Annotated in this window: 19 protein-coding genes and 1 tRNA gene; 10 read left to right on the forward strand and 10 right to left on the reverse strand. The window is 70.7% G+C overall.

The window, feature by feature from the left end; translation table 11 throughout:
* The 3 genes from AB0J87_RS45510 to AB0J87_RS45520 all read right to left on the reverse strand — a co-directional run bounded on the left by AB0J87_RS45510 (position 1) and on the right by AB0J87_RS45520 (position 2,318).
* Positions 1–294 carry a hypothetical protein gene (locus tag AB0J87_RS45510; protein ID WP_363977311.1) on the reverse strand — a complete coding sequence of 98 codons (294 nt, stop codon included), beginning with the start codon at positions 292–294 and terminating at the stop codon, positions 1–3.
* A 231-nt stretch (positions 295–525) separates the two neighbouring features.
* The gene (locus tag AB0J87_RS45515) at positions 526–1,158 is read right to left on the reverse strand and encodes a response regulator transcription factor (protein WP_363977314.1); all 633 of its coding nucleotides are present in this window, start codon (positions 1,156–1,158) and stop codon (positions 526–528) included.
* The gene (locus AB0J87_RS45520) at positions 1,155–2,318 is read right to left on the reverse strand and encodes a histidine kinase (protein WP_363977317.1); all 1,164 of its coding nucleotides are present in this window, start codon (positions 2,316–2,318) and stop codon (positions 1,155–1,157) included. The genes AB0J87_RS45515 and AB0J87_RS45520 overlap by 4 nt, the downstream gene beginning before the upstream one ends.
* 229 nt (positions 2,319–2,547) lie before the next feature.
* Between AB0J87_RS45520 and AB0J87_RS45525 the strand changes: the two genes are divergently transcribed.
* A tRNA-Arg gene (locus AB0J87_RS45525) sits at positions 2,548–2,620 on the forward strand.
* Here the strand turns inward: AB0J87_RS45525 and AB0J87_RS45530 are convergent.
* Positions 2,586–3,758, reverse strand: coding sequence for a LysR family transcriptional regulator (locus tag AB0J87_RS45530; RefSeq protein ID WP_363977320.1), 1,173 nt, complete (start codon positions 3,756–3,758; stop codon positions 2,586–2,588). The genes AB0J87_RS45525 and AB0J87_RS45530 overlap by 35 nt on opposite strands.
* A gap of 84 nt (positions 3,759–3,842) precedes the next feature.
* Between AB0J87_RS45530 and AB0J87_RS45535 the strand changes: the two genes are divergently transcribed.
* From AB0J87_RS45535 to AB0J87_RS45545, 3 genes are all read left to right on the forward strand, one after another.
* Positions 3,843–4,004, forward strand: coding sequence for a hypothetical protein (locus AB0J87_RS45535; RefSeq protein WP_363977323.1), 162 nt, complete (start codon positions 3,843–3,845; stop codon positions 4,002–4,004).
* A 248-nt stretch (positions 4,005–4,252) separates the two neighbouring features.
* Positions 4,253–7,393 (forward strand): BTAD domain-containing putative transcriptional regulator, encoded by a 3,141-nt coding sequence (locus AB0J87_RS45540; RefSeq protein ID WP_363977326.1) that lies wholly within the window; start codon positions 4,253–4,255, stop codon positions 7,391–7,393.
* Positions 7,394–7,450: 57 nt separating this feature from the next.
* Positions 7,451–7,882 carry a hypothetical protein gene (locus AB0J87_RS45545; RefSeq protein ID WP_363977329.1) on the forward strand — a complete coding sequence of 144 codons (432 nt, stop codon included), beginning with the start codon at positions 7,451–7,453 and terminating at the stop codon, positions 7,880–7,882.
* A gap of 13 nt (positions 7,883–7,895) precedes the next feature.
* Here AB0J87_RS45545 and AB0J87_RS45550 read toward each other — a convergent pair whose 3' ends face one another.
* Positions 7,896–8,315 (reverse strand): DUF6461 domain-containing protein, encoded by a 420-nt coding sequence (locus AB0J87_RS45550; RefSeq protein ID WP_363977332.1) that lies wholly within the window; start codon positions 8,313–8,315, stop codon positions 7,896–7,898.
* A gap of 105 nt (positions 8,316–8,420) precedes the next feature.
* On the opposite strand from AB0J87_RS45550, the gene AB0J87_RS45555 reads away from it, so the two are divergent.
* The 3 genes from AB0J87_RS45555 to AB0J87_RS45565 all read left to right on the forward strand — a co-directional run bounded on the left by AB0J87_RS45555 (position 8,421) and on the right by AB0J87_RS45565 (position 11,342).
* Positions 8,421–9,410 carry an aminoglycoside phosphotransferase family protein gene (locus tag AB0J87_RS45555; protein WP_363977334.1) on the forward strand — a complete coding sequence of 330 codons (990 nt, stop codon included), beginning with the start codon at positions 8,421–8,423 and terminating at the stop codon, positions 9,408–9,410.
* Between the two features lie 203 nt (positions 9,411–9,613).
* Entirely contained in the window at positions 9,614–10,798 is a 1,185-nt protein-coding gene (locus AB0J87_RS45560; protein WP_363977337.1) for a helix-turn-helix domain-containing protein, read from the forward strand.
* Between the two features lie 151 nt (positions 10,799–10,949).
* Positions 10,950–11,342 carry a hypothetical protein gene (locus AB0J87_RS45565; RefSeq protein ID WP_363977340.1) on the forward strand — a complete coding sequence of 131 codons (393 nt, stop codon included), beginning with the start codon at positions 10,950–10,952 and terminating at the stop codon, positions 11,340–11,342.
* Between the two features lie 103 nt (positions 11,343–11,445).
* Here the strand turns inward: AB0J87_RS45565 and AB0J87_RS45570 are convergent, their stop codons facing one another.
* Positions 11,446–13,101, reverse strand: coding sequence for an ADP-ribosyltransferase domain-containing protein (locus AB0J87_RS45570; RefSeq protein WP_363977343.1), 1,656 nt, complete (start codon positions 13,099–13,101; stop codon positions 11,446–11,448).
* A gap of 205 nt (positions 13,102–13,306) precedes the next feature.
* On the opposite strand from AB0J87_RS45570, the gene AB0J87_RS45575 reads away from it, so the two are divergent.
* Positions 13,307–13,978, forward strand: a complete 672-nt coding sequence (locus AB0J87_RS45575; protein WP_363977346.1) for a macro domain-containing protein — start codon at positions 13,307–13,309, stop codon at positions 13,976–13,978.
* Between the two features lie 13 nt (positions 13,979–13,991).
* Here AB0J87_RS45575 and AB0J87_RS45580 read toward each other — a convergent pair whose 3' ends face one another.
* From AB0J87_RS45580 to AB0J87_RS45595, 4 genes are all read right to left on the reverse strand, one after another.
* Entirely contained in the window at positions 13,992–14,777 is a 786-nt protein-coding gene (locus tag AB0J87_RS45580) for a MerR family transcriptional regulator (protein ID WP_363977349.1), read from the reverse strand.
* Between the two features lie 51 nt (positions 14,778–14,828).
* On the reverse strand, positions 14,829–15,860 hold the full coding sequence (locus AB0J87_RS45585) for an aldo/keto reductase (RefSeq protein WP_363977352.1): 1,032 nt from the start codon (positions 15,858–15,860) through the stop codon (positions 14,829–14,831).
* A gap of 92 nt (positions 15,861–15,952) precedes the next feature.
* Entirely contained in the window at positions 15,953–16,603 is a 651-nt protein-coding gene (locus AB0J87_RS45590; protein WP_363977355.1) for a response regulator transcription factor, read from the reverse strand.
* Positions 16,588–17,541 (reverse strand): histidine kinase, encoded by a 954-nt coding sequence (locus AB0J87_RS45595; RefSeq protein WP_363977358.1) that lies wholly within the window; start codon positions 17,539–17,541, stop codon positions 16,588–16,590. The genes AB0J87_RS45590 and AB0J87_RS45595 overlap by 16 nt, the downstream gene beginning before the upstream one ends.
* Positions 17,542–17,844: 303 nt before the next feature.
* Between AB0J87_RS45595 and AB0J87_RS45600 the strand changes: the two genes are divergently transcribed.
* Together AB0J87_RS45600 and AB0J87_RS45605 are read left to right on the forward strand one after the other, a co-directional pair.
* Entirely contained in the window at positions 17,845–18,750 is a 906-nt protein-coding gene (locus AB0J87_RS45600) for an ATP-binding cassette domain-containing protein (protein ID WP_363977361.1), read from the forward strand.
* The gene (locus AB0J87_RS45605) at positions 18,747–20,975 is read left to right on the forward strand and encodes an alpha/beta fold hydrolase (RefSeq protein ID WP_363977364.1); all 2,229 of its coding nucleotides are present in this window, start codon (positions 18,747–18,749) and stop codon (positions 20,973–20,975) included. Before AB0J87_RS45600 ends, AB0J87_RS45605 begins: the two co-directional genes overlap by 4 nt.

Below are 20,975 nucleotides of genomic sequence, written 5' to 3' on the forward strand. Positions count from 1 at the left end.
TCAGGTGTACAGGCCGGGGTTGAGGCCCGTGCAGAAGCCGGCGGTCACGATGGACCAGAGCGCCCATCCGATCATGAGGCCGAGGCCTATGCCTCTGGTCCACGGCTTGCGGACGAACTGCAGCCCCGCGCCGGCGCCCAGGCCGATGAGGGCGAGCAAGATCGCGCCGACCGCCAGGTATGGGGTGGTGGCGCTGTCGGATGTGCCGAACGCGGCGACGAAGACGAGCAGCCCGATGACGATGTTGAAAACGCTGTAGATGGCCACGCCGGCGAACACCAACGCGACGAACACCCCCGTAGACGTACGCCCAGCCGCCGGCGCCCCCTGAGGATAGGGCGGCGGCCCGTACGGGGGCTGCCCGTACGGCGGTTGCCCGGATCCGCCCCCCGGAGACGCGGACGACGACGGGGGCACCCAACCCGCCTGCCCCTCGGACGACCCTTCCTCCGGAGGCGGGGTGGGCTCTCCGGGCTGCTCCGGGGGCGGGGGCGGCGGCGTGCTCACAACGCCCAGATTAAGCCTCTACGCCCCTTCTCCCGAGTAGTAAATCGCCGCCTGCACCCGGCTCTTCAACCCCAGCTTGTTCAGAACCCGGCTGACATGCGTCTTCGTCGTGGCCTCCGCCATGTCCAGCTCTCTGGCGATTTCGGCGTTCGACAGCCCCCGCCCGATGCAGGCCAGCACCTCCCGCTCCCGAGGCGTCAAACTCCCCGGATCGGCCGCCGGCTCCCTCCGCGGCGCCTGCCCGGCGAACGCCGCAATCAGCTTCCGCGTGACCCCCGGCGAGATCAGCCCATCCCCGCGCGCCACCAGCCGCACGGCCTCGACCAGCGATTCGGCATCGGTGTTCTTCAGCAGGAACCCGGCGGCCCCCGCCCGCAGCGCCCCGAAGACGTACTCATCAAGATCGAACGTGGTCAGGATCAGCACGTCGCTGACCCCCGCCAGCTCCCGCGTGGCCGAGATGCCGTCGAGCCGCGGCATCCGCACGTCCATCAGCACCACGTCCGGGCGCGCCTCCCGGGCCATGGCCACGGCCTGCTCCCCGTCCGCCGCCTCGCCGACGACCTCGATGTCCTCGGCCCCGTCCAGAATCAGCACGATCCCCGCCCGGACCGCCGCGTGATCGTCGGCCACCAGCACCTTGATCGTCACCGCGCCTCGACCCCCGACTCCCTTTCCCGCGAACCAAGGCCCAGGACGGCCGCGTACGGCACCGCCTGCTCATCACCGGTGGGCAACTCGGCCGACACCCGCCACAGATCACCGTCCCCCGAAGCCCCGGCCTCGAAAGAACCACCGACCAGCAAGACCCTCTCCCGCATCCCGATCAGCCCTGCCCCAGCACCGGGCAGCCGCGCCCCACGCCCGCCGACCGCGTTCTCGACACTCATCAGAACCCGCCCCGCCTCGTACGCGATGACGACCCGGACCGGCGAGTCCCCATGCTTGAGCGCGTTGGTGAGCGCCTCCTGCAGGATCCGGTATCCGGCGAGATCAACCGATGCGGGCAGTTCCCGCGGCTCCCCCTCGACCCGCAGCTCGGCGACCAGCCCGGCCCGCGTGACCCGCTCCACCAACGTCTCCGCATCGGCCAGCCGAGGCCGCATGGCCTCAGCGGGATCGTCACCCTCCTGCCTCAGCAGCCCGATCATCGTCCGCATCTCGGCCAGCCCCTTCACGCTGTTCTCCCGTACGGACTCCATGACCTTCCGGACGGTCGCCCGATCGAGATCCTTGCGCGAAAGCGCGGCGGTGGACTGGATGGCGATGGCGCTGAAATGGTTCGCGATCATGTCGTGCAGCTCGCGCGCCATCCGCGTACGCTCCGCCGCGACGGCCGCCTGCCGGTCGAGCTCGGCCAGATGAGCCACCTGCTCGGCCCGCTCCCGCTCCGCCGCCGCCCGATCCCGGTGCTCCCGCAGCACCAGCGCCGTGGTGACGGGCGTCACCAGCACCAGCCCCGCCTGCACCCCCATGACAGCGAGCAGCCGCCAGTCCGCGGCCAGGAACCCGGCCACGGCCCCGGCCGCCACCGCCAGCACGGCGGTGATCCCGAGCAGCCACCGAGCGAACCGAGCCGGCCCGTAAAGCGCCGCGGCATAGAGGTTGTCAGTGAAAATCAGCACCGTCGCCAGCGAAGGCCCCACGAACGCATCGATCGTGATCGCGACGACCCCCAGCCCCAGCGAGGCGAGGGGCGCCCGCTGCCGCACCAGCACCCCGGCACAGGTGATCGCCAGGGGCACGCACAGCAGCCAGACGGGCACGCCCCGCTGGAGCGCGGCCCCACCCGCGATGAGAACCACCCCCATCGCAAAGGCCACCCCGGCCCCCAACGCCTCCCGTTTCATGTCCCCATCTCACCACCCCACACGCCCTGTTCCCTCCTGCGCGGGACCCGCCTGTGGATACACCCTTCGATGTACCGCCACCCCCGGCCAACCAGCGAGATCACGGGCAAGATGGAGGGAGCGGGCCCCACGGTTGCCATATCTGGTTCGAGGTACTCCGCAGAACCCGCTATGCTTGCTTACGCAGCGAGCGGCCGTAGCTCAATGGATAGAGCATCTGACTACGGATCAGAAGGTTACGGGTTCGACTCCTGTCGGCCGCGCACAGCAGAAAGGCCCGCCACCAGGGAAAACCTGGAGCGGGCCTTCGTGCTTTTCAGGACGATCTACGCGGTGCGTGATCGACGGGCGCGCTGCTCGTCCACGTCGTGGCGGGTCGCCTCTGTCATGCCGGCCGCCGTCCCGACCCTGGGCCCGCCTCGGAGACGCCATCCCGTGACCACGTCCCGACCGCCTCAGCAGCGCCTCGTCGGCCTCGGGCAGCCAGGAGTGCGGCGGCCGGCGCAGCCGGCGTTCCACGCTTCGGATCTCCGTCACGGCCTGGAGCAGCGCGTCCAGACCCGGATGTCGCAGGCCCTCGGGGAAGACGAGGTTCTCCAGGGCGAGCGGTACGGGATTGACCAGCGGCCGCACCACGGCGCCCGGAATCCCGCCGACCTTCGCCGTGGCCAGCACGGGCTCGCGGTGCCGTTGCAGGTAGAGGCCCATCTCGTGGGATCCGACCGGTGGCGCGTGTGGCGTGGCCAGGGTGAGCCCGAACTCCTCCGCCAGGCGCTCGCCCAGGTCGGTCCACTCGGTGGTGGCGGGATTGCCCGCCATGGCGTCCAGCGGGAAATCGGCCAGCACGCCGAGCGGCACCTCCTCCAGCGCGGCCAGCGGATGGTCCTCGGACACCAGCACGGCGAGCGGATCCAGCCGTACGGGCACCTGAGCCAGCCCCTTGCGCACGGAAGCGGGCAGTCCGGCGAAGCGGCCGAACGACACGTCGAGACGCCCCTCCCGCATGGCGGCGGCCCCGGAGGCCAGCCCGCCGTGGAAGCGGGCGAGGATCTCCACTCCCGGCGCCAGCTCCCTGGCCCTGACCAGCGGCCGTGGCGGCTCGTGCCCCTGCATGTTGACGTCCACGAGCAGCGGTCCCCGGGCGCTGGCGACCTCCGCGACCAGCTCGTCATGCAGCGCGAGCAGCCGCCTGGCCCCGGACAGCAGCCGCGCTCCCGCAGGGGTCAGCTCCACCCGCCGGGTGGTCCTGGTGAACAGCGCCTGCCCGAGTTGCTCCTCCAGCCGCCGCACGTCGCGGCTGAGCGCCTGCTGGGCCACGTACAGGCGGGCGGCGGCGCGGCCGAAGTGCAGCTCCTCGGCGACGGTCACGAACACCCTGAGCAGCCGGGGATGCAGGTCCACGCGGCAACATTAACAACAGATCCGCGTTAATCCTGGCTTTTCCGGTGTTGGACCCGGCGTCGTGATCTCCGTCAGGGTGGACCCATGATCCCCATGAAAGAGCTGCTCAACGGCATGCCGCTGTCGCCCGCCCAGATCGGCGTCCTCCTGAGCCTGATCCACCCGCCGGGGTTGACGGCTCAGAACGTCACAAACGGGTGGCCCGCGAAGAGGCCGAAGCGCAGGAGGTTCAGAGCACCGGCATGACGTAGTGCTGCGGCAGCGGGGATCGAGGCGCCCAGGTTTGACCTGCTGGCCGACCAGTCCAGTCCAGCAGGCAGGCTACGGGCCGGTCCTGGCTGCCGGCGGGGCTCAGGCCGCGGGCATCCGCCGCTGCCGCAAGGGTCGCTGAAGACCCAAGCTGAAGACCGAACACGTTCGCCTGACCTGCGACAACGCCTTCGGATTGCATGCGGTGGCGGTAGTCGCCGCCGCGGTTCGGCACAATTACCGATATGCGAGTCGGATTGCTCGGACCGTTCGAGGTCAGGAACCATGACGGGGCCGTGGTGGAGGTTCCTGGGATTCGGCTGCGCGCACTGCTGGCGGCGCTCGCCCTCGAACCCGGCCGGATCGTCACGCGTGCGAGGCTGGTCGACTGGATCTGGGGGGAAGAGCCGCCCGCGGACGAAGTGAACGCCTTGCAGGCGCTGGTCTCCAGGCTGCGCAGGGTGTTGCCGGCCGGTGTGATCGAGGCGGATTCCGGCGGGTACCGGCTGGCCCTGGCTGCTGATGCCGTGGACGTGTCCCGGTTCGAGCAGCTGGTCGGTCAGGCCCGTGCCGCCGAGCCTGCGGCGCGGGCGGATCTGCTGCGCCCGGCCCTGGCGTTGTGGCGTGGTACGGCCATGGCGGACATCGCGCTGCAGGGCAGCGACGCGTTCGACTCCGCGGTCGCGCGTCTGAACGAGCTCTACGTCGCCGCGCTCGGGGATCGGGTGGATGCCGACATCCGCCTCGGCCACGGCTCGGAGTTGGTCTCCGAGCTGACCGACCTGGTTGCCACGTACCCGCTGCGGGAGGGGTTCGTGGCGGCCTTGATGCGAGCGCTCGCCGAGGCGGGGCGTGAGAACGAGGCGTTGACCCTGTACCAGCGGACGCGCGAGCGGCTCGCCGAGGAGCTGGGCGCCGATCCGTCGGCCGAGCTCTCCGCGCTGCACACCGCGTTGCTCCGCGGCGAGCTGGGCCGGCGAACGGAGAACCACAGGACGAACCTGCGCGCCGAGTTGACGAGTTTCGTCGGCAAGGATGACGACGTCTCCGCGGTCGCCGAACTGGCCGTCAAGCACCGGCTGGTCACCTTGACGGGGGCGGGCGGCTCGGGCAAGACCCGGCTGGCCACGGAGACCGCGCGAACGATGCTCACCGAGCTGCCGGATGGGGCGTGGCTCGTCGAACTGGCCTCGGTGGGGGCAGGCGGTGAGCTGGCGCAGGCCGTTCTCACCGCGATCGGCCTGCGTGACCAGGCATTGCTCGGTGGCGCTCGGGCCGGGGACCCGATGGAGCGGCTCATCACCGCGGTCCGGGAGCGCACGATCCTGCTGATCCTGGACAACTGCGAGCACGTGATCGAGGAGGCCGCGGCCTTCGCGGATCGGCTCCTGGGAGAGTGCCGCAGGCTGCGGATCCTGGCCACGAGCAGGGAACCGCTCGGTATCTTCGGGGAAGTCCTTTGGGGGGTCGAGCCACTCGCGCTGCCCGCCGAGGGAGCCGACCCCTCCGAGGTCGCGTCCTCGTCCGCGGTGCGGCTGCTGCGGGACCGCGCGGGTCTGGTGCGCAAGGACATCGGCTCCGACGCGCACACCTTGGCGACCATGGCGCGGATCTGCCGGGCGCTCGACGGAATGCCGCTGGCGATCGAGCTGGCCGCGGCACGGCTGCGCACCATGTCCGTCGATCAGCTGGCACGCGGGCTCGATGACCGTTTCCGTCTGTTGACCGGCGGCAGCCGTACGGCGCTTTCCCGGCACAAGACGCTGCGCGCGGTCGTGGACTACAGCTGGGACCTGTTGACCGAGGCCGAACGTGGCGTGCTGCGGCGACTGTCGGTGTTCTCCGGCGGGGCGAGCCTGGAGGCGGCCGAACGGGTGTGCGGGGGCGAGGCGTTCGCCGGGGAGCAGGTGTTCGACGTGCTCACCGCGTTGATGGAGAAGTCGCTGCTGCTCGCCGACGGCGAGGACACGCCGCGCTACCGGATGCTCAACACCATCAGGGAGTACGCGGCGCACCGGCTCGCCGAAGCCGGGGAGACCGAGCAGGCGCGCCGGGCGCACCTTGCGTACTTCACCGAGCTGGCCGAGACGGCCGATCCGCACCTGCGTCGGGCCGAGCAACTGGAATGGCTGTCCACGCTCGAGCCCGAGCACGACAACATCAGCGCGGCCCTGCGCGGGGCGATCGCCGAGGGATGGGCCGAGGAGGCGACGCGGCTGGTCGGGGCCGCGGGCTGGTACTACTTCAGCAGGCACCGGGTCGAGGGCGCCGAGTTGAGCATCGCGGCGGTCTCGCTGCCCGGTGAGGTGCCCGATGAGGTGCGGGCGTTGGCGTGCCTGCTCGTGACCATCTTCGTGAGCTCCGGGGTCGGCGGCGATCAGTATCAGGCGCGGGAGTGGATCCAGGAGGCGTACCGGTTGTCCCAGCGCAGCGGGTATCACCACCCGCTGCTCGGGTTCGTCGGGTTGCTGGAGCGGATTCTGGAGGGTCCGACGGACTTCCTGCCCGCGTTGGAGCCGCTCATCACCGATGATGATCCATGGGTGCGCGCGCAGGCCAGGCTCACTCGTGGCCGGTTCCGGCTCACGCTCGGCGGCGACGAGACCGACGTGGACGTCGACGCCAAGATCGCCCTTGCCGAGTTCCGCACGCTGGGTGACCGGTGGGGGATCTCGTTGGCGCTGACCTTCCTGGCCGAACGGCTCGCCATGCGCGGCGAGTTCACGCGCGCGTGTGAGCACTACGAAGAGGCGGCCGTGGCGCTGACCGAGATAGGCGCGACCGAGGACGTGATCGGCCTGCGGGCGCGGCAGGCCCAGCTGTACTGGCTGCTCGGCGATGAGCGATCCAGCACGTCCGCCATGGCAGAAGCGCAGCGGTGCGCGGGCGGGATCGCGTGGCCGGACGCGCTTGCCGAGCTGGCGCTGTCGAAGGCGGTGCTGGCGCGCTGGCGCGGCGAGCAGGAACAGGCACACGAGCACCTGGCCACGGTGCAGGCGGTGCTGGGCGGCTCGGACAGGGTCGGCTCCATCTTTGCCAAGACCATGGACCTGTACGGCTACCTCACCGAGGATCTCGAGACGGCCCGCGCACACCGGACCGAGGCGTTCCGCACGACTGTGGAGCATGCGTACCTACCGGCGGTCGCCGAGCTGTTGATCGGGATCGCGGATCTCGCGCTGCGCCAGGGACAGTACGAGCAGGCCGCGCGACTGCTCGGGGCGAGCGACAGCGTGCGCGGCACGCCGGATCGTTCGCTGCCGGACGCTTCCAGGATCGCCGCGGACACGCGGAATCGCCTCGGCGAAACCCTGTTCACCGAGGCGACCCATGACGGTGCGCGGAGGGACTGGCGCGAGCTGGCCGAGATCACGCTCGCTTCGTGAACGACGCGCGCGCCCACAGGTGGCCGATCAACATGATCCCCGCACCAGGCGATCGCCGTGCTGGCCGAGCCCGTCGACGGCGTGCCGGTCAGCAGCCCGCGCAGGGTTTCGATGATCGAGGTGAACGGCTGGTACTCGGCGAATTGCCGCGCATCCGGCCCCATCTTGTCGGCCGGCACGAATGCGCTGCTCAAGAAGGGAAGGATCATCAGCGGGACACCGGCGAGGCCCGCGCTTTCCGCCGACGGCCGGAATCCCATCAGCAACGCGACCCCGGTGACCAGCGCGACGGCCAACAGGCTCCGTAGCATGGTCCCGATCACGTGCGCGTTCAGCACCGCGGCCCGGGACACGCTCATCACACGAAGCCGGTTGATGAATCCGGTCGTCATGTCGGAACTCACCGCGATCGCGGTGGGGCATCGTGCGCGTCGGGGGTCAGCAGCGTGGTCAGCACGTTCACCGTCGTGGTCTTCCCGGCACCGTTAGCGGCGAGGTCCCGTCAGTAGTCCGGCATGATGCCGATCAAGGTGGGATCGGCGTCATCGCCGGGCAGTTCCAGGCCGGTGACGATCTGGGCGAGCTCGGCGGCCTTGACCAGGTCACTCTCCGTCTCCATGCCCAGTTCGCGCATGCGCGGGAGCAGGCGGTCAGGGTCGCTGCCGGCGCGGCTGTCCGGCCGGTCGGGCTCGAACGTGGTGACGACCACGCCGCCCTCGGCATACACGAACTGCTGATCCAGATTGACGTTGTAGAACACAGTGGCCGCCACGGTGTCTTTGGACAGCCGTGTGATCACCTCGTCCAGGGTCGCGGCGAAGCCGTTCGGCTCGGCCAGAACGACTCCGCCATCGACTTCGAAGGCGGCGATCTCACCCTCCTCCCCTTCGGCCTCGGCTTCGGGGCTGATCGTGGCGCCCATGCGGAGGAGGGCCTGCTCCGCGGACAGATCACGAACGTAGGTGACGGACACGGCTTCGCTCTCGAACCAGTAGTTCATCTGCTGCCTTTCTCGGAGAACAGTGCCGTGATCATCGCATTCAGGTACGACGCATTCGCCGAAAAGCCGTTGCGGGAGAAGGCTGGGACACGGAACGCTTCCGGCGTGGATATGCACGCCAACCAGCTGACGGTGTCACCGGAGACAGTACGCGCCTTGGTGGATGAACAGTTCCCCGAGTGGCGGAGCCTGCCGATCACCGGCATCGCGGCCCACGGGACGGTCAACGCCATCTTTCGCATCGGCGACCGCTTCGCGGCTCGGTTCCCTCTGCAGGACGGGCACGTCGACTCGATTCGCGGCTGGCTGGAGTCCGAAGCGGAAGCCGCCCGGGAGCTGGCAGGTCGCACGCGGTTTCCCACGCCCGAGCCCGTCGCGCTCGGTGAGCCCGGCGCGGGCTACCCCCTCCCGTGGTCGGTGCAGACCTGGCTGCCCGGCGCCGTGGCCACCGATGAGGACCCGGGCGAATCGGTCGCGTTCGCCCACGACCTGGCCGATCTCATCAATGACCTGCGCGCGATCGACACGCGTGGCCGCACGTTCGCCGGCCAAGGCCGGGGAGGCGACCTGCAAGCCCATGACGGGTGGATGGAGACCTGTTTCGAGCAGAGCGAACAACTCCTCGACGTCCCCCGGCTTCGCGGACTGTGGAAGGACTTTCGGAGCCTGCCGCGCAAGGACGCCGACGTGATGAGCCACAGCGATCTCATTCCGGGCAACGTGCTCGTGTCCGCCGGTCGGCTGGCCGGGGTCCTCGACGTCGGCGGCTTCGGACCGGCCGACCCCGCTCTGGATCTTGTGAGTGCCTGGCATCTGCTTGAGGCCGGGCCGCGGCAGGTGCTCCGCCTGGATCTCGGGTGCGACGACCTGGAATGGGAGCGGGGCAAAGCGTGGGCCTTCCAGCAGGCGATGGGCGTCGTCTGGTACTACCTCGAGACCAACCCGCCCATGAGCCGGATGGGCCGACGCACTCTGGACCGCATCCTGAGCTCCGGATCCCGCTGGACCGCGGGATAGTCCGTCGTCATGAAACTTTCACCGGCCCTCGGCGGCCCGAAATCCAGGAACGCTCCTTTCATACCTGACCACACCCCCGTTTCTGCCGGGTGACCGAAAACGCCGGAAAAGCCCACTGATACGAAACCACCCCGCCGACGAATATCGCACTGCGCGTTCCAGAAGAGACATGAACGACGGCGACGTCACGGGGAGAATTCGACATGGGGGACCTCTTCGGCATGCTCAAAAGCAGGGCCGACGACAACGCGAGGAGAGTGGTGGACGCCTGCGCCGGCGAGATCGCCGGTTTCCAGGCGATCGAGTCCGGATCACGGGCGTCGATGATGGAGTTCGCGGTCGTCGTACGGCGTCGGACGGCCGAGCTGGCCGCCTCCGGCGAGCCGCTGCTGGAAAGCGACCTGGCCTTCATCGAGTCGGTCGGCGAGCAGCGCGGCGCACAGGGCGTGGCACCGGGCTGTCAGCGCGGCGCGCTCGCGCTGCATGCCGCCTTCACGCTGCGCGAGATCTCCGAGGCGGCCGGGCCCGGCGATCTGACCGACACGATGCGCATGATCGACTGGTTGGCAGAGCAGGGCACGGCGGCGCAGGCGGTCTACACCCGCGGCTACTTCCGGGGGTACGAGCGGTTCCTGCCGACGGCCTCACGCGTCCACCTGCTGGCCACCATGGTGCTGCACGACGACCCGATGGCCGGCGAGCTGGCCGGGAGCCTCGGAGTGCCGATGACCGAGCACTATCTGGTCACGGTGGTACGGGTGGCCCCGGAGCCGCCGGAGCAGTGCCGGGAGGAGGTCATGGGCACCTTGTTGCAGCGGCATCGGATGCCGTTCGGATGGCAGGAACCGGACGAGTTCGTGGCGCTGGTGCCGTACCACGGGACGCGGCCGGAGCACCGGGCGGCGGCCGAGGGGGCCGGGCTGGCGCTGGCGCGGGCGGTCGCCGAGGTCGTGGGGCGGCCGTGCTCGGTCGGCACCGCCCACGGGCGCCGCCGCGCGCTGGTCCAGGCGGCCGCGCTGGCGCGGAAGGTCAGCCGGGTGGCGCCGATCGAACGGGTGCCGCGCCGGCCGTACGGGGTGGCCGACGTGTTCGCGGAGCTGGGAGCGGTGGAGACGCCGCAGGTGGACCAGTGGCTGCGGGAGACGGCGCGGCGGCTCGGCGACGGGCCCGACCTGGTGCCCACGCTGGACGCCTACTACCGCAACGACATGAACCGGCTGCGTACGGCCGAGTCGCTGCACATCCACCCGCGCACGCTCGACTATCGGCTGCGGCGGGTGCGGGAGCTGGTGGGGATCGAGCCGGGCTCCACGCACGGCGTCCGGGTGCTGAGCACCACCGTCACCCGGCTGCTGGCCGGCGCGTGGAACGAGCACGGCTTTGTCTGACCGCCATTTTGACATTAGTGATGAACACCTGCCCGGCGCCATGGCGGAGATTCTCCCGAAGTGACGATGACCGGCGCTCCTGGCTTGGCGAAAGTATCACTGGTAAGGCTCGGCCGGGCCGAAAGGGAAATCCAGCGAAAGGTTCGATCACATGGCAGTACATGCGAGAAGAATGCTCGTGGGCGTGCTGGCCGCGATCACGGCGCTGCTGTTCTCTGTCGCGCTTCACACGGGTTCGGCCGCCGCGGCGCCCGAACGCGGGTTCACCGACCAGTCGACCACGACGCTCAAGGACGCCCAGGGCAAGGACGGCGGGGCCGCGCTGACCGCCACCTACTCATGTTCCCGGAGCGTCCCGATCCCGGCGTACTACATCGACATCGACTGCTCGGTGTTCACCGGGGCGATCAGGATCCTGGTGACCTGCTCCGACGGTTACCAGTTCGCCAGCCCGATCATCTTCGCCGAGAACCGGTTCACGGGACGCGGCACGTGCGGGCCGCCGTGGACCGTACGCTCCGCCAACGCCGAAACGGTGTTCTGACCGGTCCATCCGCTCCCCGAGCCACCCGGGACCACCGGGTGGCTCTCTCATACGTAAAACGGCAGGCGGCACGGCATGCCGGGCGATCGATGGTCGGAGTCGCTCAGGCCACCAGGTGCTGCTCGGCCAGTTCGGTGAGCGTCACGGTGCACAGGCCGCCGCGCTCCGCCTTGACGTCGGTCACCTTGAGCTGCGTTCCCGGCGCCAGGATGAACTCCTCCTCGCCGGTGAACGCGGAGAAGCTGCGAATGCCGACGGCCCGGGCGGGGTGCACCTCGAAGAGGGTGCGCTTGCCGCGGCGGCCGAGGAACGCCTGGGCCACGCCGAGTTCCGACGTGCACGAGGACACGCCCCACCACGTCACGGTCCGGCCGAGCGGGTACTGCGCCCGCAGGTCCAGCGACACCCCGCGCCACAGCGGTTTCTTGCGGACCGGGAGGCGCGACACGGCCGAGAACAGGAGCCGCAGGTAAGGGAGGTACGGAACGATGCGGGTCCGGTCCGGATTGCGCAGGGTGGCGTTGATCTGCCGGTAGAACGCCGACTCGCAGGTGTAGAGGTAGAGGGCCGCGATCTCGTCGGCGGACAGGCCATCCACAGCACCGGCCGACTGCTTCTCGCCGAACCGGTACGACTGCTCCGTGTGCCAGTCGAGCCCCGACAGCAGCTTGGCCACCGGGGAGACGGCCTCGCGGAAGTCCATGAGCGGGGTGTCGAACACACCGGTGATCGCCGGCAGGTCCAGGCCCTCGTCCTTGACGCTGGCGAGCCGTTCCAGGTAGAGCTTGTGCAGCTCCATCGTGGACGCGATGAACGCCCCCATCCGGTCGGCGGTGTCCGCGTCCGCCCCGCCCCCTTGCGCGGCGAGCTTGTTCCACCCCTTGCTGGGCAGCCAGTCGATCTCGTCGGCGCCGAGCGCCGCGAGTGCCGCGTTCACGTCGGCGAAGTGGTTCCCGTCGCAGAAGATGTCGCCCTGTGCCGCGGGGTTGGGGTGGTCGATGTGCCGGACCTCGACCTCCGGGTACTTCTTCTGGAGCCGGAGTACGACCTCCTTCAGGCTGCGCGCGTGCGCCCCCCACCACGCGAACACCACGCCCCGGTCCGCCTCGTCGGCGTTCTGCTTGGCCCTGAGGATCTCCTCGACGAGCCTCTCGACGACCGGCCGCCAGAACGCGGTGTGCTGGTCGGTCCCCATGGCCCCGTCGCCGCTGGCGGTGAGCGCCGCGTTCAGCAGCAGCACACCCTGCGTGAGCATCGCCTGGAACCACTCGGGCGGCTGCACGGTGTCATGCTGCTTCAGCAGCGCGCGGATGTTGGCGATCGGCGTCTTCTTGGGGATCCCGTGCTTCCACATCGCCGCCGCCTTGATGATGCAGCGGATGGTGATGACCTTGCCGAACTGGCTGTCGGCCCAGTCGTGGAAGGTGTTGTCGAACATCGCGATGCCGGTGGCGCTCTCGGCCCGCGGGTACGGGTTCTGGCCGAAGACGACGACCTTCCACTTGTGCGGCGGGTTGGGCTTGAGCGCCTGGAAGGTCAGTTCGCGTACGGGCACGACCTGGGGGCTGCGGTTCGGGCCGATGAAGGTGGCGGCGGCCGGTTGTGCCTCGATGACCGGCTTCAGGAGCGGCAGCCACGGCTCGCCGCCGCCCTTGAAGAGGTCGGCCAAGGCCAGCGGGTCATCCGGACTGTTCGCGTCATCCGGTCCGGGCGACGTGGGGTTGGCGTCAGGTGACGTGGGGGTGTTGGCGTCGCGCATCGATGGGCTCCCGGGTCGGCGAGGCGTGCCGGTGGCGGCACAGGGGACTGAGGTGGAGGCATTGTGCCGCGTGAAGATCCCGAATGTGATGCGTTCGCATACGCGGAGATCATTCACACATCCCAGGCAAGATCCAGTTTTGTCGTTGTGGAGCTGTATGTTCGTGTCCGCTGGAAACGTCCCTCCCCCTCGCCTGGAGTGAGCCATGACCGTCGATCCCGTGCAGCCGCCGCTCAAGGTGGTCCTGGTGGATGTCAACGCGAAGGTGGTGCAAGAGTGGCTGGCCGCGTTCGCCGACACCCCTGAGGTCGAGATCCACAAGGGCTCGATCGTCTCGGAGCAGGCCGACGCCTGGGTCAGCCCGACCAACTCCCGCGGGCGGATGGACGGCGGGGTCGACGCGGTCATCAAGCGGCACCTCGGGGCCGGGATCCAGCTACGCGTCCAGCGGGCGATCCGCGACCGGTTCGACGGGTCGCTGCCGGTGGGCAGTGCCGTGTGCGTGCCGTCCGGGGCGACCAACCCGAAATTCCTGATCTCGACGCCGACGATGGTGCAGTCGGCGCAGGACGTGAGCGAGACGCTGAACGTGGCCATGGCGTGCGCCGCCGCGTTCCAGGCCATCCACATGCAGAACGAGAAGGAGCCGGGCAGCATCACGTCGGTCGCGCTGGTCGGCATGGGCGCGGCGACGGGCCAGGTGCCGCCGAAGGTGTGCGCCAACCTGATGTGGACCGGCTACACGCTGTTCAACGACTACCGCTTCGAGGACTACGACGACCTGCGCAGGACGATCCGCGAGCAGCTCGACGACATCGACAGCCACCCTGAGGAGCGGGTCCGGATCAAGCCGCCCACCGACAGCCCCCGCGGCTGACGCCGCGGCGAGGTCACTCCCAGACCGCGGACTCCGGGTCGACGCCGTGCGCCTTCGCGTTCGCGAAGATCACGTCGCGCAGCCAGGCGGCCAGACCCGGTGCGACCGCCTCGAAGTGCTCCGCGAACCCGGGATCGGCGGCGTACATCCGCCCTATGCACGCCTGCATCGAGTGCGTGCAGTCGAAGTACGTCGAGATCAGCGCGCGGTGGCGCTCGGCCAGGGCGTCGGCGTCGCCGGAGCCGGGCACGACGTCGGCGCGCATCGCGGCGGCGAGGTCGGCGTTCAGAGCTTCGGTCGTGGCCGCGATGCCCTTCCAGTCCTCCGGTGTCATCGCGGCGGCCCGCTCGGCGTACTGTGCCCACTGCACGGTGTCACCCCAGCGGTCCTCGGCCTCCTCGACCCAGGCGGGCTGCCAGTCGTCGCCGAAGATCTCCACCTGCTGCTCCGGGGTCAACCGGATCCCCTTCTTCGACGCCTCCAGCATGCGGTCGACCGCGCTGACCATCTTCTGCAGCCGGGTGATGCGCTCCACGAGCTCTGACCGCTGCCGGCGCAGGTGGTCGCGCGCGTCGACGTCCGGGTCGTCGAGGACCCGGCCGATCTCGGCGAGCGGGAATCCCAGCTCCCGGTAGACGAGGACTCGGTGGATCCGGGCGACGTCGTCGTCGGAGTAAACCCGGTATCCGGCCCAGGTGCGCCCGCTCGGGCGTACGAGGCCGATCGTGTCCCAGTGGTGCAGCGTCTTCACGCTGACCCCGACGAGCGCGGCCGCCCGGCCAACGGTGAGGATGGCCATCAGCTCAGTATCGCTCACCCCGCCTGGGCCTCGATGCGCGCCGGCACCGGATCAGGGCCGGCGCCGTGCCGCGGGCAGGAGCGCCGGGCTGACCCATCCGTTGTCGGCGGGGTTGATGGTCACCCCGGGCGCCACGATCTCGTCGATGCGGTCCAGCACGTCGTCGGGCAGCTCGATGTCGGCGGCCGGCAACTGGGACTCGAGGTGCTCCATCGTCCGGGGGCCGATGATCGCCGAGGTGATGGCGGGGTGGCGCAGGACGAACGCGATCGCCAGCTCCACCAGCGTCATCCCCGCCTTGTCGGCCAGCTCGGCGAGCTGTTCGGCGGCCTGCAGCTTGCGCTGGTTCTCCGGCAGCGACAGGTCGAACCGGTTGGCCAGGCGCCGGCGAGCCGCGGAGAACGGCGCCTCCGCGTCCGCGCCCGCGCGGTAGCGGCCGGTCAGCCAGCCGCCGGCCAGCGGGCTGTACGAAAGCACGCCCATGCCGTAGCGCGCGAGCGTCGGCAGCGTGTCGGCCTCGATCCCGCGGGTGAGGATCGAGTACGGCGGCTGCTCGCACACGAACCGCTCACGACCGCGCTCGCGTGCGGTCCACTGGGCCTCCACGATCGCCGAGACCGGCCAGGTCGAGTGGCCGACGTAGCGAACCTTGCCGGCCCGGACCAGGTCGGTGAGCGCGCCGAGGGTCTCGTCGATGTCCGTCTCGGTGTCGTACCGGTGGATCTGGTACAGGTCGATCCAGTCGGTGCCCAGCCGCCGCAGCGAGTTCTCGACCTCGCGGACGATCCAGCGGCGGGAGTTGCCGCGCTGGTTGGGGTCCTCCCCCATGGGCATGTGGGCCTTGCTCGCGAGCACGACGTCGTCGCGCCGGCCGCCGGCGAGGGCCTTGCCCACGATGATCTCGGACTCGCCGTCGGAGTAGATGTCGGCGGTGTCGATGAAGTTGATCCCGGCATCCAGGGCACGGTGGATGATCCGGATGCTCTCGTCGTGATCCTTGGTGCCCCAGTCGCCGAACATCATGGCCCCGAGGCACAGCTTGCTGACCGAGACGCCGGTGCGTCCCAGACGTCGGTACTCCATGAATGGCTCCTTTCCGGTCGTCGACACTCACTGTGCCGTCGCCGGACGCCGCATGGGAGGGCGAGCTGTTCCGGGGTGTGGCAGGGCCCCCATTACGTCACATGCTGCAGGTAGGTGAGGACCGCCATCACCCGGCGATTGTGGTCGTCGGACGGTGGGAGGCCCAGCTTGGCGAAGATGTTGTTCGTGTGCTTGCCGACCGCCTTGTCCGTGACCTGGAAACGGGCGGCGATCGCGAGGTTGGACAGGCCCTCCGCCATCAGCGCCAGCACCTCCCGCTCCCGCGGCGTGAGCCCGCCCAGCGGCTCGTCCCGGCTGCGGCGGGTCAGCAGCTGCGAGACGACCTCGGGGTCCATGACGGTGCCGCCCGCGGCGACCTGGCGTACCGCGTCCACGAACCGGTCGACGTCGCCGACCCGGTCCTTGAGCAGGTAGCCCACGCCGCCGGACCGGTCGGAGAGCAGCTCGCGGGCGTACAGCTGCTCCACGTACTGGGAGAGGATCAGCACCGGCAGCCCCGGCACCAGGCGGCGGGCCTCCAGCGCGGTGCGCAGCCCCTCGTCGGAGTAGCCGGGCGGCAGCCGTACGTCCACCACGGCCACGTCCGGGCGGCCACGGGTGAGCGCGTCCAGCAGCATCGGGCCGTTGTCGACCGCCGCGGCCACCTCGAAACCGTTCGCCGTCAGCAGGCGGATCAGGCCGTCGCGGAGGAGGGCGAGGTCTTCGGCTATGACAACGCGCACGGGAGCTCCATGGTGAGTTCGGTCGGGCCGCCGGACGGGCTGCGCAGGACGAGCCGGCCGTCGAAGGCGGACAGGCGTCTGTCGATGCCGCGCAGGCCGCTGCCGGCGGCCCGGTCGGCCCCGCCGCGCCCGTCGTCGCGTACCGCCACCCGGAGCAGGCCGCCCGTGTGGGACACCCGCAGCCACGCACGGGACGCGCCGCTGTGCTTGGCCACGTTGGTCAGCGCCTCGGCGGTGGCGAAGTAGACCGCGGACTCGACCGGCGCGTCCAGGCGGCCCGGCAGGTCGATCTCGACCTCGACCGGCACCGGGCACAGCAGCGCGGCGGCCTCGACCGCGCCGGCCAGGCCGCGGTCGGCCAGCACCGGGGGATGGACGCCGCGCACCAGGTCCCGCAGGTCGGTCAGGGCCTGGCCGGCGACCTCCCGGGCCTCGTCGATCATCATCCGGACCTGGGCCGGATCGCGGAGGTCGCGGGCCAGCCCCAGGTTCATCCGGATCGCGATCAGCTTGGCCTGCGCGCCGTCGTGCAGGTCGCGTTCGATCCGGCGCAGCTCGGCCGCCTGCGCGTCGACCACCACGGCCCGCGACTCGGTCAGCTGCCTGATCCGCGCGGCCGGAGTCGCCTCCGGGAGGAGCAGCAGCGCCGACAGCCGCGCCTGTCCGGTTATGAGCAGGGGCAGGGCCATCAGGATGACGGCCGCGATGGCCGCGATGGAGACGCTGAGGGAGAACGTGTTCAGCGTGCTCGTCTCGATCGGGCGTACCCGGAAGAACATGTAGTCGAAGGCGGCCAGCAGCCCCCAGACGACGAGCGCGGGGACCGGCCACGTGACGGCGTGCACGCCCAGCCAGACCAGCTCCCGCCGGGTGCCGGCCTCGTGCGGAGCGGGCCGCGGACCCGGGTCGAGCACGCGTCCCGCCCAGGCCCGCTGCACCCCGGCCAGGGACCGGACGAGCGCGAGCGCGCGGCGCGCCGAGCCCGGCCACCGGGACCAGCACGACGCTCACCAGCAGCATGCCGATCAGCGCCGGCGCGGCCACGCCCGTGGCGGCGTTCAGCAACAGCCCGCCACCGGCGGCGAACGCTCGGCGGATCCCGGTCACGCCTGCAGTCTGCCCGACGCGCGGCGCGCGGGCGGTAGGCCTGGACCTACCTCCGTGGTGGGCGCACCCCCATCGAGATCCGCCCGCCGGACCGGCAGGCTGGCGGCCGTCAGCCGGACGACCGGGGGGAGACCATGATCGAAGTGAGCGGACTGACCATGAGATACGGGGACAAGGTCGCCGTCGACGACCTGACGTTCACCGTGAAACCGGGGCTGGTGACCGGCTTCCTCGGCCCGAACGGCGCGGGCAAGTCCACCACCATGCGCGCCGTCCTCGGCCTGGAGGTCCCCACCGCCGGCAAGGCGCTGGTGAACGGCCACCCGTACGTGTCGCTGCGCCGGCCCATGCGCTCGATGGGGGCGCTGCTCGACGCCGGGGCGGTGCACGGGGGCCGCAGCGCCTACGCGCACCTCGCCTGCCTGGCCCGCAGCAACGGCATCGGCCGCCGCCGGGTGACCGCCGTCCTCGACCAGGTCGGCCTGAACGCCGTCGCCGGCAAGCGGATCAGCGGCTTCTCGCTCGGCATGCGGCAGCGCCTGGGGATAGGCGCGGCGCTTCTCGGGGACCCGGGAGTGCTGATGCTCGACGAGCCACTGAACGGGCTGGACCCGGAGGGCATCCGCTGGCTCCGCGACCTGCTGCGCTCCCTGGCGGCCGAGGGCCGCACCGTGCTGCTGTCCAGCCACCTGATGAACGAGATGGCGCTCACCGCCGACCACGTCGTCGTCATCGGGCGGGGACGGCTGATCGCCGACACCGACATGGAGGCCCTGGCCGGGCACTTCCAGCGCGACGTGCTGGTGCGTACGCCGCACCCGGAGCGGCTCGCCGGCGTCCTGCGCGCGCACGGGGCGGCGGTGACCTTCGAGGACGACGGCGCCCTGTCGGTGCACGACCTGGACGCGGCCCGGATCGGCGTGCTCGCGCTCTCCGAGGGGATCGCGCTCGCGGAGCTGTCGCCGCGCGGCGCGTCCCTGGAGGAGGCGTTCGTACGGCTCACCGAGGACAGCGCCGAGTACAAGGCAGGCGGCCGATGATCGACGTGATCGCTTCGGAGTGGCAGAAACTCCGGTCGCTCCGCTCGAACCTCTACCTGCTGGCCTGTTCGGTGGCGGCCGTCCTGGCCTGCGCCGGGGTGTCGTTCATGATCGGACGCGGGTTCGACAACCTGTCGCTCCATGAGCAGATGGCCTTCACCGGCAATGGGGACGGCCTCGGCAACGGGATCGCGGTCGCCTACTTCGTGTTCGCGGCGCTGGGCGCGCTCGCGATCACCTCGGAGTACAGCACCGGGATGATCCAGACGAGCCTGGTGGCCGTGCCGCGCCGGCAGGCGCTGCTGCTGGCCAAGGTCCCGGGGCTGGCCGCGGTCGCGCTGGTGGCGGGGCAGGTCCTGGCGTTCGGCATGCACGCGGGGGCCATGATGGTGCTCGGCGACCGGGCCGGGCAGCTGCTCCGCGACGGGCAGACCCTGGGCACGCCGCTGTCGGAGCCGGGCGTGCTCGCCTCGGTGGTGCTCGCCGGGCTGTCGATGGCGGCGGTCGCCCTGATCGGGCTCGGCGTCGGGGCGGCCGTCCGCTCCACCCCCGGCACCCTGGTCGCGCTGATCGTGATCATCGTGGTGCTGCCGGTGGTGGCGAGGACACTGCCCATGCCGCTGCGCGCCCAGGCCGCCTCGTTCATGATCGAGAACCTGCCGCTCCAGATCGCGGGGGTCGGCGGCGGGATCCTGCCGCCTGCCGTGGCGGCGGGGCTGCTGGTCGCGTACGTGGTCGCCGCGCTGACGGCGGGCGCGGTGACGATCGCGTTGAAGGGGCGCAGGATCAAGGTGCTGGCGGTGGGAACGGCCGCCGCCGTCCTGGTGTCGGCGGTTCCCGCCGCCGCGGCCGGTTCGCCGGGCTCCGGCCCGTCGTCGCCGGCCTGGGCGGCCTGTAAGGACGTCTCCAAGGACATGCGGTGTGCCTCGATCGAGGTGCCGCTGGACTGGGCCAGGCCGTCCGGGCGGAAGATCCGGCTGACCGTCGGCATGCTGCCCGCGACCGGCGCCGAACGCCGGATCGGCACGGTGTTCGCGGTCCCCGGCGGGCCGGGCGGCTCGGGCGTCAAGGACCTGAGCAAGGCCGCGGGCAGCTTCGCCGAGCTGCGGGATCGTTTCGACGTGGTCAGCGTCGAGCCCCGCAACGCCATCGACAAGGGCGTGCTGCCGTACGACTGCCTCGTCTCCGGCCCGTGGATCGCCCTGCCCGACACCCCTGCCGAGTACGCCGAGCTGGGCAGGCGCAACCGGGCGGCGGCAGAGCGATGCCGCGCCGCCGATCCCGAGTTCTTCGACCACATGGATTCGGCCTCCTTGGCGCGGGACATGGAGGCGATCCGCGTCGCGCTGGGTGAGGAGAAGCTGAGCTTCATCGCCAACTCCTACGGCGGCGTCCCCGCGATCGCCTACTCCCGGCTGTTCCCCGGCCGGGTGCGCGCGATGGTGTTCGACGGCCCGGCGAACCCCTATGAGGACCGCGCGCAGGGCAGGCTCCCGCATGAGGAGTCCTTCGCCCGCTTCGCGGCCTGGTGCGCGGCGACCACCGCCTGCGCGCTGCATGGCCAGGACGTCGGCGAGGTCTGGCGGGCGCTGGTGGCGCGGGCCGACCGCTCCCCTGTGCCGGTCAGGGGAGAGCGGTCCGCCTACAGCGGGTTCGACATCAAGGAGGCCGCCGCCCCCAGCGTCATCTCACCGGGTCCGAAGCCCGAGTACTCCCGGTGGAAGGAGCTCGCCGAAGCGATCAAGCGGGCCGCCGCCGGTGACGCCTCAGGGTTCGCCGACTATGTCCGACAGAGCACGAAAAGCCTGAAGGTCCCCTCGTACACCGGGGTGAACATGACCCACTGCCTCGACGGCATGGGATTCCGCGACTACGAGGAGTACCGGAAGAAGCGCCGCTTGGGTGAGCGCCTGCTGCCGAACCTCGCCGGGACCGAGCTCTGGCACCCGCTCGCCTGCGTCGGCTGGCCGGCCCCCGTCACCAACCCGCCCGCGCCGCTGCCTGCCGAGGGGTTGCCGCCCTACCTGGGCGTCGGCTCCTGGACGGACTTCGACGGGGCCGCGGACATCGTACGGCGGGTGCCCGGCTCGGCCGCGGTCCGCTACGAGGGGAACGGCCACGGCCTGTACAACAGCGGCGATTCCTGCATCATCGCCCACGTCAACCGCTATCTGACCAGCCTGCGCCTGCCCGCGCAGGGCACCGTCTGCCGGCCCCCGGCGTAA

Source organism: Nonomuraea sp. NPDC049625 (assembly GCF_040675285.1).
In the GTDB taxonomy this organism is placed as follows: domain Bacteria; phylum Actinomycetota; class Actinomycetes; order Streptosporangiales; family Streptosporangiaceae; genus Nonomuraea; species Nonomuraea angiospora_A.